Origin of the sequence: Burkholderia sp. Ed8, from assembly GCF_040761425.1 — a bacterium.
In the GTDB taxonomy this organism is placed as follows: domain Bacteria; phylum Pseudomonadota; class Gammaproteobacteria; order Burkholderiales; family Burkholderiaceae; genus Burkholderia; species Burkholderia seminalis.
On the sequence record NZ_CP142886.1, the window covers coordinates 405,098 to 420,322 of the forward strand.

Here is a 15,225-nt window from a genome sequence, read left to right on the forward strand (position 1 = left end):
AATCCGTCCCACGCCGCGGCGCACGATGCGCCGCGCCCGGCCCGATGAGCGCGCCCGGCGGCCCGCTCGCGCGGCTCGAAGCGCACCTGACACGCGAATGGCAACGGCGCCGCGCGCTCGCCTGGGCGCTCACGCCGTTCGCCTGCGTGTTCGGCCTGTGCGCGGCGCTGCGACGCACCGCTTACACGCAGGGCTGGAAAAAGCCGGTCGACGTCGGCGTGCCCGTGGTCGTGGTCGGCAACGTGACCGTCGGCGGCACCGGCAAGACACCGACCGTGATCGCACTCGTCGACGCGTTGCGCGCGGCCGGCTTCACGCCCGGCGTCGTGTCGCGCGGCTACGGCGCGAACGTGACGGCGCCGACCGCCGTCACGCCGGCGTCGCGCGCGAGCGCGGCCGGCGACGAACCGCTGCTGATCGCCCGCCGCACCGGTGCGCCCGTATGGGTGTGCCCCGACCGCGTCGCGGCCGCGCGGGCGCTGCGCGCCGCGCACCCGGACGTCGACGTGATCGTCAGCGACGACGGCCTGCAGCACTACCGCCTCGCGCGCACGGTCGAGCTCGTCGTGTTCGACCACCGGCTCGGCGGCAACGGCTTCCTGCTGCCGGCCGGGCCGCTGCGCGAGCCGCTGTCGCGGCACCGCGACGCGACGCTCGTCAACGACCCGTACAGCGGCACGCTGCCGCCGTGGCCCGACACCTACGCGCTCGCGCTGACGCCGGGCGCCGCCTGGCACCTCGACCAGCCAGCGCTGCGCCGTCCGCTGTCGCAGTTCGCCAACGAGCGCGTGCTCGCCGCGGCCGGCATCGGCGCGCCGGAACGCTTTTTCGCGACGCTGCGCGCGGCCGGGCTCGCGCCGGCGACGCGCGCGCTGCCCGACCACTACGCGTTCGCCGACAATCCGTTCATCGACGACGCGGTCGATGCAATCCTGATCACCGAGAAGGATGCAGTAAAATTGGGCGCTTCCTGGCGCGATGCCCGACTGTGGGTCGTCCCCGTCGAAGCCGCGCTCGACCCTCGCCTCATTGCCCTCGTTGTGGAGAAACTCCGTGGACGCTCGCCTGCTTGAAATCATTGTGTGCCCTATCTGCAAAGGCCCGCTCCACTACGACCGCGCCGCGCAGGAGCTGATCTGCAATGCGGACAAGCTCGCCTACCCGATCCGCGACGGCATCCCCGTGATGCTCGTCGACGAAGCGCGCCAGACCGTCGAAGGCACGCCGGTCGATCCGGCCGGCCGCTAAGCCGCCCGCGGCGCCCCGGCCGGGGCGCCAAACCCTGCCGGCCGCCCGGTTCCGGACGCGCCGCCTGCCCCGTTCTTCTCACCGCTCACCCCGATGACTCACCCGCAACCCTTCATCGCCGTCATTCCCGCCCGGCTCGCGTCGACGCGCCTGCCGAACAAGCCGCTCGCCGATCTCGGCGGCAAGCCGATGGTCGTGCGTGTCGCCGAGCGCGCGCGCGAGGCGGGCGCACGGCAGGTGCTCGTCGCCTCCGACGCGCAGAGCGTGCTCGACGCGGCGCGCGACCACGGCTTCGAAGCGGTGCTCACGCGTGCCGACCATCCGTCCGGCACCGACCGGCTCGCGGAAGTCGCGGCGGCCTTCGGGTGGAGCGACGACACAGTCGTCGTCAACGTGCAGGGCGACGAGCCGCTGATCGACCCCGTGCTGGTGCGCGACGTAGCGTCGCACCTGGCCGCGCATCCGGCCTGCGCGATCGCGACCGCCGCCCACCCGATCCACGACGCGGCCGACGTGTTCAACCCGAACGTCGTGAAGGTCGCGCTCGACGCGCAAAGCGTCGCGCTGTACTTCTCGCGCGCGCCGATTCCGTGGAGCCGCGACGCGTACCAGCCGCACTGGCCGGACGTCGCGGCCATGCCTGCGCCGGCTTTCCCGGTCTATCGGCACATCGGCCTCTATGCCTATCGCGCACGTTTCCTGCGCACTTATCCGTCGCTCGCGCAGGCGCCGATCGAACAGGCCGAGCAGCTCGAACAGCTGCGCGCGCTGTGGCACGGCGAGCGCATCGCGGTGCGGATCACCGAGTCCGCGCCCGAAGCCGGGATCGATACGCCGGCCGATCTCGCGCGCGTGCAGGCCCTTTTTCGGCCGGGTTCAAAATAACCCGTGGCATAATCAGGCGATTGTGCGAGCCGTCCGCGACCAGCGCGTTCTCGCTTGACCCCGCCCGCGGCCTTGCTGGCAGCCGCGCGTCGCCCAAGTCGACGCGCCGCATCAGACCGGCCCGCCGCGCGCCAGGCAAGCCCCGCGCCCGCCGTCGCCGGCACCTTTGAGGCTCGCCACACGAATCTACATACTTGGAGATATCACCATGCGTTTGATCCTGTTGGGCGCGCCCGGCGCGGGAAAGGGCACCCAGGCAAACTTCATCAAGGAAAAGTTCGGCATCCCGCAAATCTCGACGGGCGACATGCTGCGCGCGGCCGTGAAGGCCGGCACGCCGCTCGGCGTCGAAGCGAAGGGCTACATGGACGCCGGCAAGCTCGTGCCGGACGCGCTGATCATCGGCCTCGTCAAGGAGCGCCTGAAGGAATCCGACTGCGCGAACGGCTATCTGTTCGACGGTTTCCCGCGCACGATCGCGCAGGCTGACGCGATGAAGGAAGCCGGCGTCGCGATCGACTACGTGCTCGAGATCGACGTCCCGTTCTCGGAAATCATTGAGCGCATGAGCGGCCGCCGCACGCACCCGGCGTCGGGCCGCACGTACCACGTCAAGTTCAACCCGCCGAAGGTCGAGGGCCACGACGACGTGACGGGCGAACCGCTGATCCAGCGCGACGACGACAAGGAAGAAACCGTCAAGAAGCGTCTCGAAGTGTACGAAGCGCAGACCAAGCCGCTGATCACGTATTACGGCGATTGGGCACGGCGCGGCGAGGAAAACGGCCTGAAGGCACCGCAGTATCGCAAGATCTCGGGTCTTGGCGCCGTCGAGGAAATCCGCGAGCGCGCGTTTGACGCGCTGAAGTAAGCCACGCGTCGCGCATCCGCGAAAGCCGCCCTTTTCGGGCGGTTTTTTTTCGTCCGGCCGCGATTCGGGCGACCATGCTGGTATCGCCTCCGTCAGATGACGCCCCGTACAATCGGCATCGGACGGAACAACCGCTTTGCATGGGACCTCCCTAGGCGCTAAAGCGCCAAGGGCGGTCGACACGGAGACAGTCATGGAAATTCGCGGCAACGTGTTTCTGATCACGGGCGGTGCATCGGGCCTCGGCGCCGGCACCGCGCGAATGCTCGCGCAGGCCGGCGGCACGGTCGTGCTCGCCGACCTGAACGAAGCGGCCGGCACCGCGCTCGCGACCGAACTGGGCGGCATATTCGTACGCTGCGACGTGTCGAGCGAGGCCGACGCACAGGCCGCCGTCGACGCGGCGACACGCGCGGGCACGCTGCGCGGCCTCGTGAACTGCGCAGGCATCGCGCCGGCCGCGAAAACCGTCGGCAAGGACGGCGCTCACCCGCTCGACGTGTTCGCGAAGACGATCAACGTGAACCTCGTCGGCACGTTCAACATGATCCGGCTCGCGGCCGCCGCGATGGCCACGACCGCTCCGACCGCGGAAGGCGAGCGCGGCGTGATCGTCAGCACCGCGTCGGTCGCCGCCTTCGACGGACAAATCGGCCAGGCCGCGTACGCGGCATCCAAGGCCGGTGTCGCCGGCATGACGCTGCCGATCGCGCGCGACCTGTCGCGCAGCGGCATTCGCGTGATGACGATCGCGCCCGGCCTGTTCGAGACGCCGATGCTGCTCGGCATGCCGCAGGACGTGCAGGACGCGCTCGGCGCAATGGTGCCGTTCCCGCCGCGGCTCGGCAAACCGGCCGAATACGCGATGCTGGTCCGCCAGATCGTCGAGAATCCGATGCTCAACGGCGAAGTGATCCGCCTCGACGGCGCGATCCGGATGCAGCCGAAGTAAGCGCACAAGAAAAACGCCCGCGATGCGGGCGTTCTTGCTCGTTCCTGCAACGGTGCGACGGCGGCTCAGTCCTCGCCGTCGCGTTGCATCCGCTGCCGCAATTCGGTGACCTGCGATTCGACGACGGTCGCGTCGTCCGCCTCCGGCCGCTCGCCCAGATACTGCTCGAGATCCTCGAGCGCGGGGCGCAGGTAGTCGAGCCGCGCATACGCGAAGCCGCGGTCGCGCACCTCGTCGAGCTGCTCGGGCAACAGGATCACGAGCCGCTGCTGTACCGCGAGCAGCCGCTGCCAGCGTTCCGTCTGCAGATAGATCGTCTTCAGGTTGCGCAGCATCCGCGCGATGATCTCGCGGCTCGTCGCCGGTTGCAGCAGCGCGCGCAACGCGCTGTCGACCGCGCCGGCCGCGCGCGCGACGTACGGCTCGAGCATCTCGACCATCTCGGCCTCGGACAGCGAATGGCCGTTGGTCGGATCGATGATCAGGTCGCCGTCCGGCAGCGTGACGCGCAGCAGGAAATGGCCGGGGAACGACACGCCGCGCGCCGGCACGCCGATCTGCTCGGCAAGCTCCAGATACAGCACCGACAGCGAGATCGGAATCCCGCGCCGCCGCTTCAGCACGGCGTTCAGGTGGCTGTTATCGGGGTCGTAGTAATCGTTGTGATTGCAGGCGAAGCCGAGTTCGCGGAAGAAGAAATCGTTCAGCGCGGCGACGCGGCCCTTCAGGTCCGCATCGTCGGCGAGCCGCCGGCGCAATCGCGCCGCCAGCATGTCGAGTTCGGCCAGCGTGCCCTGCAGGTCGAGGTCGGGATACGCGTCCTGCGCCAGCGACAGCGCGGTTTCCGTGACGGGCAGACTGTCGTCGTCCGCCACGAGCGTGCTGAAGTAGTCGAGGACGCGGGTCATTGCGGTCGTCACTTTGCGCGCCTTCTGAAGTAAGCGTATTTGAAGCCCATCACCCACAACATACCGAAATATAGTGCAGCGAACAGCACGAGGCACGCCGCCATCAGCGCAATGCGCTCGAGCGGCTGCGTGCGCATCCCGGTCCAGTCGAAGCTGATCGCGCACCAGTGCATCAGGCCCGCGAGCACGAGCGCCGCGCCGACGAGCTGCATGAAGAAGCGCAGCCAGCCCGGCGAAGGCTGGTAGATGCCGCGCTTGCGCAGCCCGAAGAACAGCAGCAGCGAGTTCAGGCACGCGCCGACGCCGATGCTCAGCGTGAGGCCCGCGTGGCCGATCAGCGGCACGAACACGTAGTTCGAGAGCTGCGTGACGATCAGCACGCCGATCGCGATCTTCACGGGCGTCTTGATGTCCTGCTTCGCATAGAAGCCCGGCGCGAGGATCTTGATCAGGATGATGCCGACAAGGCCGATCCCGTAGGTCGCGAGCGCGCGCGAGACCATCGTGACGGTATGCGCGTCGAACTTGCCGTAGTTGAACAGCGTCGCGGTGAGCGGCGTCGCGAAGAAGAACAGCGCGAGTGCGCTCGGCGCCGCGAGCAGGAACGTGACGCGCAGCCCCCAGTCGAGCAGCGCGGAATATTCGTGCGAATCGGCATCGACGTGCGCCTTCGACAGGCTCGGCAGCAGGATCGTGCCGAGCGCGACACCCAGCAGCGCCGTCGGGAATTCCATCAGGCGGTCGGCGTAGTTGATCCACGACACGGCGCCCTGCCCGAGCCGCGACGCGATATTGGTGTTGATGATCAGCGACAGTTGCGCGACCGACACCGCGAACGTCGCGGGCACCATTTTCGCGAGCACGCGCTTCACGCCCGGGTGACGCAGCGCGCGCAGCGGGTTCAGGCCGATCAGCGGCACCATGTCGATCTTCTTCAGCCCCGGCAGCTGCACGAGGAACTGCAGCACGCCGCCGACGATGACGGCCCACGCGAGCGCGTAGACCGGCACCTTCAGGTGCGGCGCGACGAACACGGCCGCGGCAATGAACGCGACGTTGAGCAGCACCGGCGCGAACGCGGGCAGCGAGAAGCTCTTGTACGTGTTGAGCACGCCGGACGCGAGCGTCGTCAGCGAGATGAACACGATGTACGGGAACATGATCTGCGTCATCGTGACCGCGAGCGGAAACGCCTGGCCGTCGGTGTGCAGGCCGGACGCGACCGCGAACACGACCCACGACGCGCCGGCGATCCCGACGACCGACAGCACGGCAAGCGCCCACGCGAGCACGGTGGACATCGCGTCGACGAGCGCCTTCGTCGCATCGTGCCCCTGCTGGTTCTTGAACTCGGCGAGGATCGGCACGAACGCCTGCGAGAACGCGCCTTCGGCGGACAGGCGGCGCAGCAGGTTCGGAATGCGGAAGGCGACGTAGAACGCGTCGGTGTATTGACTGGCGCCGAACGCACGGGCGATCAGCGTCTCGCGGGCCAGTCCGGTCACGCGCGACAGCAGCGTGAAGCCGCTGACCGTCAGCAGGGCTCGGAATAGATTCATGGGGCGCTTATTATACGGACGTTGCGCGACCCGGCCAGCGGCCGACGCCGAAAAGCGCAGCGGCAGCCGGCGCCTCGTCCCGCGGGTATCACTTCGAACTTGCCACTCGCTTGATTTTGTTGCTATAATCGCCGGTTTCTGGGCTCGTACATGCGCGGCAACTGCCGTTTTCATGTCCCTGCCTCGGTTAAAATCACCGTTTTTTTATGCGCCCCTGGGCAATCGTTCTCAGGGGACGGATCGAAAAGCAGCGCTTGGCCGTCAGGCTCCAAGCTCTGGAAACAGGACAGGATAAGGAACCGTCATGGCTAACTCCGCACAAGCACGCAAGCGCGCCCGCCAGGCCGCGAAGGCAAACTCGCACAACTCGGCGCTGCGCTCGAAATTCCGTACCGCGATCAAGTCGGTTCGCAAGGCTGTTGAAGCCGGCGACCAAGCAAAGGCTGCCGAGCTGTTCAAGGCTGCCGTGAAGACGATCGACACGATCGCCGACAAGAAGATCGTTCACAAGAACAAGGCCGCTCGCAGCAAGAGCCGCCTCGCCGCAGCCGTCAAGGGTCTGCAGGCAGCAGCGTAAATCCGGTGCGCCCGCTCGCGCGGGCGTTCCTGTTTCCTGCGATCGCAAAAAAGCCCGCCTAGGCGGGCTTTTTTGTTGCCTGTCGCCCGCGCATCACGCCGGGCGGCGGGTCTTGCCGCGGCGGGCGCAGCCTGCGCCCTCGCCCGCCGGCATCACTTCTTCGTGTTGTAGTCCGGCAGCTCGCACGCCTCGGTGACGACGAGGTTGTTGTCCTTCGCGAAATTCAGCACGAAATCGAAAGCCATCGGTTCGATGTCGCGCAACCGCGAATCGAGGATCACGCACTTCAGGTCGCCGAGCATCGTCGGGCGCACGTACAGCGAATACTTGAGACGCGCATTCGGCCCACTCGCCCCCGGCCCGAAGCAGGCCATCACACCGGCCAGACGTTCCGACCAGTCGCTCGGGCGAAACTTTTTCCCGTCTTTCGTGATGCCCTGGATGAAGAATTCGGTCGGAGGGGTTTCAGCCATGTGGTTACCCAAGTGACGGCCCGGCGATGTCCAGGCAACAGCGCCTGGATACGCGAACACAAAGCTGGAACGGACGGCGGCACAAGCGTTCCGATATCCCGAAAACGGGACGCCGGTGCGCGCCGCCGGCGGACTGCACCGGATTTGTGCAGCGCACGGCTTGTGTCCGGCAGAGCGCGAAAAGCCTTGCCTGCCGGGCTGGAGAAAACTTTCGGATTATACCGCAGCGCGCCATCGCGCGTCGTCCCGACCGCCCCCTTCCCGCGCTGTCCGCCGCCCGCCTCGATCGTGCCCCGCTTCGCTCCGCGGCTCGTCAAAGCACAGAAAATCCTTTATGCTGCTTTGAGTTATCCACACCCGACGGCGGCGCCGTCCGGCCTCGCTGCCGGGTGAAACCCGCCGTATTTCGCTTCATGACCGCCAAAACCATTCGTCACTACCTGCAGTTCAAGGATTTCTCGCTGGAAGATTACGAGTACGTGCTCGAGCGCACGGGTATCCTGAAGCGCAAGTTCAAGAACTACGAGACCTACCACCCGCTGCACGACCGCACGCTCGCGATGATCTTCGAGAAGAGCTCGACGCGCACGCGCCTGTCGTTCGAGGCCGGGATCTTCCAGCTCGGCGGCCACGCCGTCTTCATGAGCACGCGCGACACGCAGCTCGGCCGCGGCGAACCGGTCGAGGATTCCGCGCAGGTCATCTCGCGGATGGTCGACATCATCATGATCCGCACGTTCGAGCAGGAGGTCATCAAGCGCTTCGCGGACAACTCCCGCGTGCCGGTGATCAACGGCCTGACGAACGAGTACCACCCGTGCCAGGTGCTCGCCGACATCTTCACGTACTACGAGCACCGTGGTCCGATCGCCGGCAAGACCGTCGCGTGGGTCGGCGACGCGAACAACATGCTCTACACGTGGATCGAGGCCGCGCAGATCCTCGGCTTCAAGCTGCGCCTGTCCACGCCGCCCGGCTATGCGCTCGACATGAAGCTCGTGTCGCCCGACAGCGCGCCGTTCTACGAGGTGTTCGACGATCCGAACGAAGCGTGCAAGGGCGCCGACCTCGTCACCACCGACGTGTGGACGAGCATGGGCTTCGAGGCCGAGAACGAGGCCCGCAAGCAGGCGTTCGCCGACTGGTGCGTCGACGAGGAAATGATGGGCCATGCGAACCCGGACGCCCTCTTCATGCACTGCCTGCCCGCGCACCGCGGCGAGGAAGTGACGGCCGGCGTGATCGACGGCCCGCAGAGCGTCGTGTGGGACGAGGCGGAAAACCGGCTGCACGTGCAGAAGGCGCTGATGGAGTTCCTGCTGCTCGGCCGCCTCAAGCACTGATACCGATCCGCCGGAACGCACCCGCATGAAAAAGCGCCGATCGTCGATCGGCGCTTTTTGTTTGGGCGTGCGGGAAACGGCGCGAAGCCCGCGTTACAGGCAGACCGGCTCGGCCTCCAGCTCGACACCGAATTGCGCACGCACGTCGGCCTGGATCGCCTGCGCCAGCGCGAGCACGTCCGCGCCCGTCGCACCGCCGCGATTGACGAGCACGAGCGCCTGGCGGTCGTGCACGGCCGCCGCACCGAGCGCGCGGCCCTTCCAGCCGCAGCGGTCGATCAGCCAGCCGGCCGCGAGCTTCACGTGCCCGTCCGGCTGCGGATACGACACGACCTCGGGTGCGCGGGCGCGCAGCGCCTCGAACTGCGCGGCGCCGATCACCGGATTCTTGAAGAAACTGCCCGCATTGCCGAGCACGAGCGGATCGGGCAGCTTCGCGCGGCGGATCGCGACGACCGCGTCGAACACGTCGCGCGGCGTCGCCGCATCGGGCGCGATGCCGCGTGCGTCGAGCTCGCGCGTGACGTCCGCGTAGCCGAGCCGCGGCGCCCATTGCTTCGGCAGCCGGAACGTCACGGACACGATCGCGAACCGGCCGCGCCCGTCCCGCTTGAAGAAGCTGTCGCGGTAGCCGAACGCGCAGCGCGCGGCGTCGAAGCGCTCGCGGCGCCCCGTCGCCAGCTCGACCGCGACCAGCGAGTCGAAATACGCTTTCATTTCGAGGCCGTACGCGCCGATGTTCTGGATCGGCGCGGCGCCGACGGTGCCGGGAATCAGCGCGAGGTTCTCGAGACCCGGCATCCCGTGCTCGAGCGTCCACGCGACGAACCCGTGCCAGCTCTCGCCGCCGCCGGCCTCGACGTACCACGCGTCGTCGTCCTCGCGCACGACACGGCGGCCGGCGATCTCGTCGAGCAGCACGATGCCGTCGAAATCGCGCGTGAACACGACGTTGCTACCGCCGCCGAGCACGAGCCGCGGCAGGTGCGCGACGCGCGCGTCGCGGTGCAGCGCCTCGAACTGCGCCGCATGCGTGATGCGTGCGGCGAAGCGCGCGTTCGCGGCGATGCCGAACGTGTTGTGGGCAGCGAGCGGATGGTCGGGGAGCAGCGACAGGGCGGAATCGTCAGGAGGCATCGGCATTCGCGGTCACGTCGCCCCGGGCCGGCAGACGGCCGGCCTTGGGCAAACGGAGGGGCATCGGTAAAATGGCAAACAGTCCGCAATTATAGCGAGTGCCCGCGCGCCAGCCGGGTGCCCGCACCTCAAGGGAGAATGCCATGCCATCGTTCGACGTCGTTTCCGAAGCGAACATGATCGAAGTGAAGAACGCCATCGAGCAGTCGAACAAGGAAATTTCGACGCGCTTCGACTTCAAGGGCTCCGACGCGCGCGTCGAGCAGAAGGAACGCGAGCTCACGCTGTTCGCCGACGACGATTTCAAGCTCGGCCAGGTCAAGGACGTGCTGATCGGCAAGCTGGCCAAGCGCAACGTCGACGTGCGCTTCCTCGACTACGGCAAGGTCGAGAAGATCGGCGGCGACAAGGTCAAGCAGATCGTCACCGTGAAGAAAGGTGTGACCGGCGATCTCGCGAAGAAGATCGTGCGCCTCGTGAAGGACAGCAAGATCAAGGTGCAGGCAAGCATCCAGGGCGACGCGGTGCGCGTGGCCGGCACGAAGCGCGACGACCTGCAGAGCGTGATCGCGATGCTGCGCAAGGACGTGACCGACACGCCGCTCGACTTCAACAACTTCCGCGACTGATCGCCGGCCGATCCGTCACGTCATCCTGCCGGGCCCCGCACACGCGGCGCGCCCGGCCCGCGGCAGCCGCCGCGCTTTCTCAGGCTTGCCCGCCGTCCTGCGCGCCGCCGTCCGCGGCCGCCTTCTTCTTGTCGCCGATCCGGCTCTCCTGCCCCGCGAGCAGCTTCGCAATGTTGCCGCGGTGACGCCACACAAGCAGCACGCTCATCGCGAGCACGGCCCATGCGACCGGGTTGTGACCCGTGCCGAACAGGAACACGTCGAACACCGGCGCGAACACGGCCGCCACCAGCGCCGCGAGCGACGAATAGCGGAAGAAGAACGCGACGATCAGCCAGGTCAGCGCGGTCGCGAGCCCGAGCACCGGGTGCACGGCGAGCAGCACGCCCGCCGCGGTCGCGACGCCCTTGCCGCCCTGGAAGCGGAAGAACACCGGATACAGATGGCCGAGGAACACGGCGATCGCGACCCATGCGATCGCGACATCGGGCAGGCCCAGGCGCCGCGCGAGCCAGACGGCAATCCAGCCCTTGAACGCGTCGCCGACGAGCGTCAGGATCGCGGCCTTCTTGTTGCCGCTGCGCAGCACGTTGGTCGCGCCGGGATTCTTCGACCCGTACGAGCGCGGGTCGGCCAGGCCCATCGCGGCGCTGACGACGACGGCGAACGACACCGAACCGATCAGGTAGGCAACGAGGGCGGCGAGCAGGATCTGCATGCGGAGGACTCTTCTTTCAACGTATCGGTAAAGGGACGGCCGTGCGCGGCAAGCCGGCGAGCCGAAACGGCGCCCATTCTACCGAACGGGCGCGGGGTGCCACGAAGGTGAAACCCTCAGTCGACGCTCGCGCACTGCACGGGCCGTGCGCCGAGCAGCGACACGAGCACCGCCGGCGCAAGGCTGACGAGGTAGCCGCGGCGGCCGCCGTTCAGGTAGATCGTCGGCAACTCGAGGATCGACGCCTCGACGTAGACGGGCATCGTCTTGCGCGTGCCGAACGGCGACGTACCGCCGACGAGATAACCCGAATGGCGGTTCGCGACCTCCGGCTTGCACGGCTCGACGCGCTTCGCGCCGATCTGCCGCGCGAGGTTCTTCGTCGACACGGTGCGGTCGCCGTGCATCAGCACGATCAGCGGCTTCGCGTGCTCGTCTTCCATCACGAGCGTCTTCACGACGCAGTGCTCGTCCGCGCCGAGCTGGCGCGCCGATTCGCCGGTGCCGCCATGCTCGACGTAGTCGTACGGATGCTCGCCGAACGCGACGCCATGACGGCGCAACAGCTGGGTCGCCGGGGTTTCGGACACGTGTCTGGATTTGCTCATGGCGGCATTTTAATGGCGAACGACCAGCAGGCGGGCGGCGATGTGCGCGGCCGACGGTATACTCGCCGCCCGTTTTCCGCCGGGCGGCCGCCTGCGCCGCCGCCATTGCGCCCGTCATCATTGCAGACATCGCGAAGGGCTATTGCCCGATTGGCCGATTGTGGCGCGCGCGCCGTCATGGCACGATCGTTCGCAAACATCGTCAAGCCGCCGCCCGGCCCCTTTTCTGGAGACGCCATGCCCTCGCCCATCCGTTCATCCGAGTCGCTCGACGTCGACGCCCTGCTCGCCGCGCTGCCGCGCCGCATCGCCGACGTGCCCGCGCGCTGGGCCGCGCAGGCGCCCGCGCACCCGGCGCTGATCGAGGATGCGCGCCGACTGTCGTACGGCGAGCTGGCGCAGGCCGTCGATGCGGCGGCCGCGCGACTCGCGAGCCTCGGCGTGCAAGGCGGCGACCGCGTGATGATCGTCGCGGAAAACTGCGTCGCGCAGATCGTGCTGCTGTTCGCGGTCGCCCGCCTCGACGCATGGGCGCTCGTGTCGAACGCGCGGCTGTCGGCCGGCGAACTCGACGCGATCGCCGCGCATGCGCGCCCGAAGCTGGTCGCGTTCACGACCGACGCATCGCCCGACGCGCGCGCGCATGCCGCGCGGCTCGGCGCGACGCCCGCCGGCGCGCTGCCGGTCGACATCGGCGCGTGGTCGTATCGCGTCGACGCAGGCGCGCCCGCCGAACCGGTCGCCGCCGACAGCGCCGCGCAATGCGCGGCGCTGATCTATACGACCGGCACGACTGGCACGCCGAAGGGCGTGATGCTGTCGCACCGCAACCTGCTGTTCATCGCGGCTACATCGAGCGCGCTGCGCCGCGTGTCGCCCGACGACGTCGTCTACACGGTGCTGCCCGTATCGCACGTGTACGGGCTCGCGTCGGTCTGCCTCGGCAGCCTTTACGCCGGCGCGACGCTGCGGCTCGCGCCGCGCTTCTCGCCGGAAGCCGTGCGCGTCGCGCTCGCCGACGAAGGCGTCACGATCTTCCAGGGCGTGCCCGCGATGCACGCGAAGCTTCTCGAACACCTGCACACGCACGGCCACGCGTGGCACGCGCCGCGCCTGCGCTTCGCGTATTCGGGCGGCTCGCCGCTCGACGCGAACCTGAAGGCGCGCGTCGAGCGCCAGTACGGCGTGCCGCTCCACAACGGCTACGGGATGACCGAAAGCAGCCCGACGATCACGCAGACGCCGCTCGACGCGCCGCGCGCCGACGGTTCGGTCGGCGTGCCGATTCCGGGCGTCGAGCTGCGGATCGTCGCGCCGGACGGCACCGACGTGCCGCCGGGCGACGTCGGCGAGATTCGCGTGCGCGGGCCGAACGTGATGCTCGGCTACTACCGCAACGCGGACGCGACGCGGGCGGCCGTGTCGCCGGACGGCTGGCTGAGCACCGGCGATCTCGCGCGGCAGGGGGCCGACGGCGCGGTGACGATCGCGGGCCGCAGCAAGGAGCTGATCATCCGGTCGGGTTTCAACGTGTATCCGGTCGAGGTCGAGCAGGTGCTGAACGCCCATCCGGACGTCGTGCAGGCGGCCGTGATCGGCCGCGCGGTCGAAGGCAACGAGGAAGTGCTGGCGTTCGTCGAGCTGGTGCCGGGCGCGAGTGCGGACGAAGCGGTGCTGCACGCGTGGTGCGCGGAGCGGCTCACGCCTTACAAGCGCCCGGCCCGCATCCGCGTGCTCGACGCGCTGCCGGCCGCGTCGACCGGCAAGGTGCTGAAACACAAGCTGCGCGACCTGGCCTGACGCCGGCCGGCGCGCCTGGCGGCACGCACCGCGCGCTAGCCGCGCGGGTGGTGCTGCGCGTGCAGCGTCTTCAGCCGCTCTCGCGCGACGTGCGTGTAGATCTGCGTGGTCGAGATGTCGCTGTGGCCGAGCAGCATCTGCACGACGCGCAGGTCGGCGCCGTGGTTCAGCAGGTGCGTCGCGAACGCGTGCCGCAGCGTGTGCGGCGACAGGTGCGCGCGCACGTCGGCCTGCCGCGCGTGACGCTTGATGATGTTCCAGAACTGCTGGCGCGTCATCCCGTCGCCGCGCGCGGTCACGAACAGCGCATCGGCCGCGCGCGCGCCGAGCAGCGCCGGCCGCGCGTCGCGCAGGTAACGCTCGATCCAGCCGTGCGCCACTTCGCCGAACGGCACGAGCCGCTCCTTCGAACCCTTGCCCATCACGCGCACGACGCCTTCGTTCAGGCCGACCTCGACCGTCTTCAGCGTCACGAGCTCGCTCACGCGCAGCCCGCTCGCGTACATCAGTTCCAGCATCGTGCGATCGCGCAGGCCGAGCGGCGTGCCGGTGTCGGGGGCGCCGAGCAGCGCCTCGACCTGCGCCTCGGACAACGTCGACGGAAACCGCGCCGCCTGTTTCGCGGACGTGATCCGCAGCGTCGGGTCGGCGCTCGCGCGATGCTCGCGCACGGCCCACCCGTAATAGCGACGGAACACCGACAGCCGCCGGTTCGACGACGTCGCCTTGCCGTCGCTGCGCGCGGCGATGTAGCCCGTCACCATCGCCTCGTCGGCCTTGTCGAGCGGCGCGTCGTGCGTCTCGGCCAGCCATTGTGAAAACAGCACCAGATCGCACCGGTAGGCGTCGAGCGTATTGCGCGCCAGCCCGTGCTCGAGCCACAGCGCATCGCAGAACACGTCGATCGACGCGCGGCTCGCGAGCAGCGCGGGCGAGGCCGCGGCGACCTCGCCGTCGGCGTCGGAAGTCATCAGGGGTTCGCTCATCAGTACGGCACGCCTTCGTGCGCCAGCAGCCAGCGCTTCACTTTCTGGTAATAACCGTTGTCGTCGTGGTTCGCGAAGCCGCCGAGGCCGCCCGCCGCGACGACGCGATGGCACGGGATCACGAGCGGGAAGTAGTTCGCGCCGCACGCCTGGCCGACCGCGCGCGGCGCACTGCCGATCCGCTTCGCGACCTGGCCGTAGGTCAGCACCGTGCCGGGCGGGATATCGCTGATCACGTCCCACACGCGGTGCTGGAACGCGCTGCCGACTTCGGCGAGCGGCAGGTCGAAGCGCGCCGACGCACGCTCGAAATAACGTTCGATCTGCTTGACCGCACGCTTCGCGAGCGGCGAGTCCGGATCGACCGACTTCACCGATTCGGGCAGATAGACGATCTCGCGCACCACCGCGGCGTCCGTGCGGATGCCGACCTTGCCGAACGGCGCGTCGATGACTGCGTTGAACATTGCCCTCTCCTGGCCGATGAATGCGCGCGTCGCTGCCGCGCGCCGACGACACTTTACGCTGCCT

At 68.5% G+C, this 15,225-nt stretch carries 17 protein-coding genes; 9 read left to right on the plus strand and 8 right to left on the minus strand.

Going from position 1 to position 15,225, the window contains the following annotated elements:
* Positions 1–44: 44 nt before the first annotated feature.
* From lpxK to VXM69_RS15815, 5 genes are all read left to right on the plus strand, one after another.
* Positions 45–1,073 (plus strand): tetraacyldisaccharide 4'-kinase, encoded by a 1,029-nt coding sequence (lpxK, locus tag VXM69_RS15795; protein WP_367189873.1) that lies wholly within the window; start codon positions 45–47, stop codon positions 1,071–1,073.
* Positions 1,054–1,248, plus strand: a complete 195-nt coding sequence (locus VXM69_RS15800; RefSeq protein WP_006482216.1) for a Trm112 family protein — start codon at positions 1,054–1,056, stop codon at positions 1,246–1,248. The genes lpxK and VXM69_RS15800 overlap by 20 nt, the downstream gene beginning before the upstream one ends.
* Before the next feature lie 93 nt (positions 1,249–1,341).
* On the plus strand, positions 1,342–2,133 hold the full coding sequence (gene kdsB, locus VXM69_RS15805; protein WP_034191140.1) for a 3-deoxy-manno-octulosonate cytidylyltransferase: 792 nt from the start codon (positions 1,342–1,344) through the stop codon (positions 2,131–2,133).
* Between the two features lie 208 nt (positions 2,134–2,341).
* On the plus strand, positions 2,342–3,004 hold the full coding sequence (gene adk, locus VXM69_RS15810) for an adenylate kinase (protein ID WP_034191141.1): 663 nt from the start codon (positions 2,342–2,344) through the stop codon (positions 3,002–3,004).
* Between the two features lie 193 nt (positions 3,005–3,197).
* The gene (locus VXM69_RS15815) at positions 3,198–3,956 is read left to right on the plus strand and encodes an SDR family NAD(P)-dependent oxidoreductase (RefSeq protein WP_034190560.1); all 759 of its coding nucleotides are present in this window, start codon (positions 3,198–3,200) and stop codon (positions 3,954–3,956) included.
* Positions 3,957–4,021: 65 nt separating this feature from the next.
* Here VXM69_RS15815 and VXM69_RS15820 read toward each other — a convergent pair whose 3' ends face one another.
* Positions 4,022–4,864 (minus strand): tetratricopeptide repeat protein, encoded by an 843-nt coding sequence (locus VXM69_RS15820; RefSeq protein ID WP_034190561.1) that lies wholly within the window; start codon positions 4,862–4,864, stop codon positions 4,022–4,024.
* A gap of 8 nt (positions 4,865–4,872) precedes the next feature.
* On the minus strand, positions 4,873–6,423 hold the full coding sequence (gene murJ, locus VXM69_RS15825; protein WP_034190559.1) for a murein biosynthesis integral membrane protein MurJ: 1,551 nt from the start codon (positions 6,421–6,423) through the stop codon (positions 4,873–4,875).
* 304 nt (positions 6,424–6,727) lie between these two features.
* Here murJ and rpsT point away from each other — a divergent pair, with 304 nt between their 5' ends.
* Positions 6,728–7,000 (plus strand): 30S ribosomal protein S20, encoded by a 273-nt coding sequence (gene rpsT, locus VXM69_RS15830; protein WP_006482211.1) that lies wholly within the window; start codon positions 6,728–6,730, stop codon positions 6,998–7,000.
* Positions 7,001–7,152: 152 nt separating this feature from the next.
* On the opposite strand, the gene VXM69_RS15835 is transcribed toward rpsT, so the two are convergent.
* Positions 7,153–7,473 (minus strand): DUF3579 domain-containing protein, encoded by a 321-nt coding sequence (locus tag VXM69_RS15835; RefSeq protein WP_011546046.1) that lies wholly within the window; start codon positions 7,471–7,473, stop codon positions 7,153–7,155.
* Positions 7,474–7,886: 413 nt separating this feature from the next.
* On the opposite strand from VXM69_RS15835, the gene argF reads away from it, so the two are divergent.
* Entirely contained in the window at positions 7,887–8,816 is a 930-nt protein-coding gene (argF, locus tag VXM69_RS15840; RefSeq protein WP_034190558.1) for an ornithine carbamoyltransferase, read from the plus strand.
* A gap of 93 nt (positions 8,817–8,909) precedes the next feature.
* Here argF and murB read toward each other — a convergent pair whose 3' ends face one another.
* Entirely contained in the window at positions 8,910–9,959 is a 1,050-nt protein-coding gene (gene murB, locus VXM69_RS15845; protein ID WP_124670943.1) for a UDP-N-acetylmuramate dehydrogenase, read from the minus strand.
* Positions 9,960–10,096: 137 nt separating this feature from the next.
* On the opposite strand from murB, the gene VXM69_RS15850 reads away from it, so the two are divergent.
* Positions 10,097–10,582, plus strand: coding sequence for a YajQ family cyclic di-GMP-binding protein (locus VXM69_RS15850; RefSeq protein WP_011885818.1), 486 nt, complete (start codon positions 10,097–10,099; stop codon positions 10,580–10,582).
* Positions 10,583–10,661: 79 nt separating this feature from the next.
* Here VXM69_RS15850 and plsY read toward each other — a convergent pair whose 3' ends face one another.
* On the minus strand, positions 10,662–11,300 hold the full coding sequence (gene plsY / locus VXM69_RS15855) for a glycerol-3-phosphate 1-O-acyltransferase PlsY (protein WP_034190556.1): 639 nt from the start codon (positions 11,298–11,300) through the stop codon (positions 10,662–10,664).
* Between the two features lie 116 nt (positions 11,301–11,416).
* Positions 11,417–11,908, minus strand: coding sequence for a Cys-tRNA(Pro) deacylase (ybaK, locus tag VXM69_RS15860; RefSeq protein WP_034190555.1), 492 nt, complete (start codon positions 11,906–11,908; stop codon positions 11,417–11,419).
* A gap of 237 nt (positions 11,909–12,145) precedes the next feature.
* Between ybaK and VXM69_RS15865 the strand changes: the two genes are divergently transcribed.
* On the plus strand, positions 12,146–13,708 hold the full coding sequence (locus VXM69_RS15865) for a class I adenylate-forming enzyme family protein (RefSeq protein WP_367189874.1): 1,563 nt from the start codon (positions 12,146–12,148) through the stop codon (positions 13,706–13,708).
* Between the two features lie 35 nt (positions 13,709–13,743).
* Here VXM69_RS15865 and xerD read toward each other — a convergent pair whose 3' ends face one another.
* Together xerD and VXM69_RS15875 are read right to left on the minus strand one after the other, a co-directional pair.
* On the minus strand, positions 13,744–14,694 hold the full coding sequence (gene xerD, locus VXM69_RS15870; RefSeq protein ID WP_367189875.1) for a site-specific tyrosine recombinase XerD: 951 nt from the start codon (positions 14,692–14,694) through the stop codon (positions 13,744–13,746).
* Positions 14,694–15,161 carry a methylated-DNA--[protein]-cysteine S-methyltransferase gene (locus VXM69_RS15875; protein WP_034190552.1) on the minus strand — a complete coding sequence of 156 codons (468 nt, stop codon included), beginning with the start codon at positions 15,159–15,161 and terminating at the stop codon, positions 14,694–14,696. Before VXM69_RS15875 ends, xerD begins: the two co-directional genes overlap by 1 nt.
* Positions 15,162–15,225 lie beyond the last annotated feature (64 nt).

What these genes read in the sequence shown, in the direction of transcription:
- VXM69_RS15875 (WP_034190552.1), bottom strand. Translation starts at nt 15,161, where the DNA reads ATGTTCAACGCAGTCATCGACGCGCCGTTCGGCAAGGTCGGCATCCGC.
- adk (WP_034191141.1), top strand. Translation starts at nt 2,342, where the DNA reads ATGCGTTTGATCCTGTTGGGCGCGCCCGGCGCGGGAAAGGGCACCCAG.
- VXM69_RS15835 (WP_011546046.1), bottom strand. Translation starts at nt 7,473, where the DNA reads ATGGCTGAAACCCCTCCGACCGAATTCTTCATCCAGGGCATCACGAAA.
- VXM69_RS15815 (WP_034190560.1), top strand. Translation starts at nt 3,198, where the DNA reads ATGGAAATTCGCGGCAACGTGTTTCTGATCACGGGCGGTGCATCGGGC.
- plsY (WP_034190556.1), bottom strand. Translation starts at nt 11,300, where the DNA reads ATGCAGATCCTGCTCGCCGCCCTCGTTGCCTACCTGATCGGTTCGGTG.
- VXM69_RS15850 (WP_011885818.1), top strand. Translation starts at nt 10,097, where the DNA reads ATGCCATCGTTCGACGTCGTTTCCGAAGCGAACATGATCGAAGTGAAG.
- kdsB (WP_034191140.1), top strand. Translation starts at nt 1,342, where the DNA reads ATGACTCACCCGCAACCCTTCATCGCCGTCATTCCCGCCCGGCTCGCG.
- VXM69_RS15820 (WP_034190561.1), bottom strand. Translation starts at nt 4,864, where the DNA reads ATGACCCGCGTCCTCGACTACTTCAGCACGCTCGTGGCGGACGACGAC.
- lpxK (WP_367189873.1), top strand. Translation starts at nt 45, where the DNA reads ATGAGCGCGCCCGGCGGCCCGCTCGCGCGGCTCGAAGCGCACCTGACA.
- murB (WP_124670943.1), bottom strand. Translation starts at nt 9,959, where the DNA reads ATGCCGATGCCTCCTGACGATTCCGCCCTGTCGCTGCTCCCCGACCAT.
- murJ (WP_034190559.1), bottom strand. Translation starts at nt 6,423, where the DNA reads ATGAATCTATTCCGAGCCCTGCTGACGGTCAGCGGCTTCACGCTGCTG.
- ybaK (WP_034190555.1), bottom strand. Translation starts at nt 11,908, where the DNA reads ATGAGCAAATCCAGACACGTGTCCGAAACCCCGGCGACCCAGCTGTTG.
- xerD (WP_367189875.1), bottom strand. Translation starts at nt 14,694, where the DNA reads ATGAGCGAACCCCTGATGACTTCCGACGCCGACGGCGAGGTCGCCGCG.
- argF (WP_034190558.1), top strand. Translation starts at nt 7,887, where the DNA reads ATGACCGCCAAAACCATTCGTCACTACCTGCAGTTCAAGGATTTCTCG.
- rpsT (WP_006482211.1), top strand. Translation starts at nt 6,728, where the DNA reads ATGGCTAACTCCGCACAAGCACGCAAGCGCGCCCGCCAGGCCGCGAAG.
- VXM69_RS15865 (WP_367189874.1), top strand. Translation starts at nt 12,146, where the DNA reads ATGCCCTCGCCCATCCGTTCATCCGAGTCGCTCGACGTCGACGCCCTG.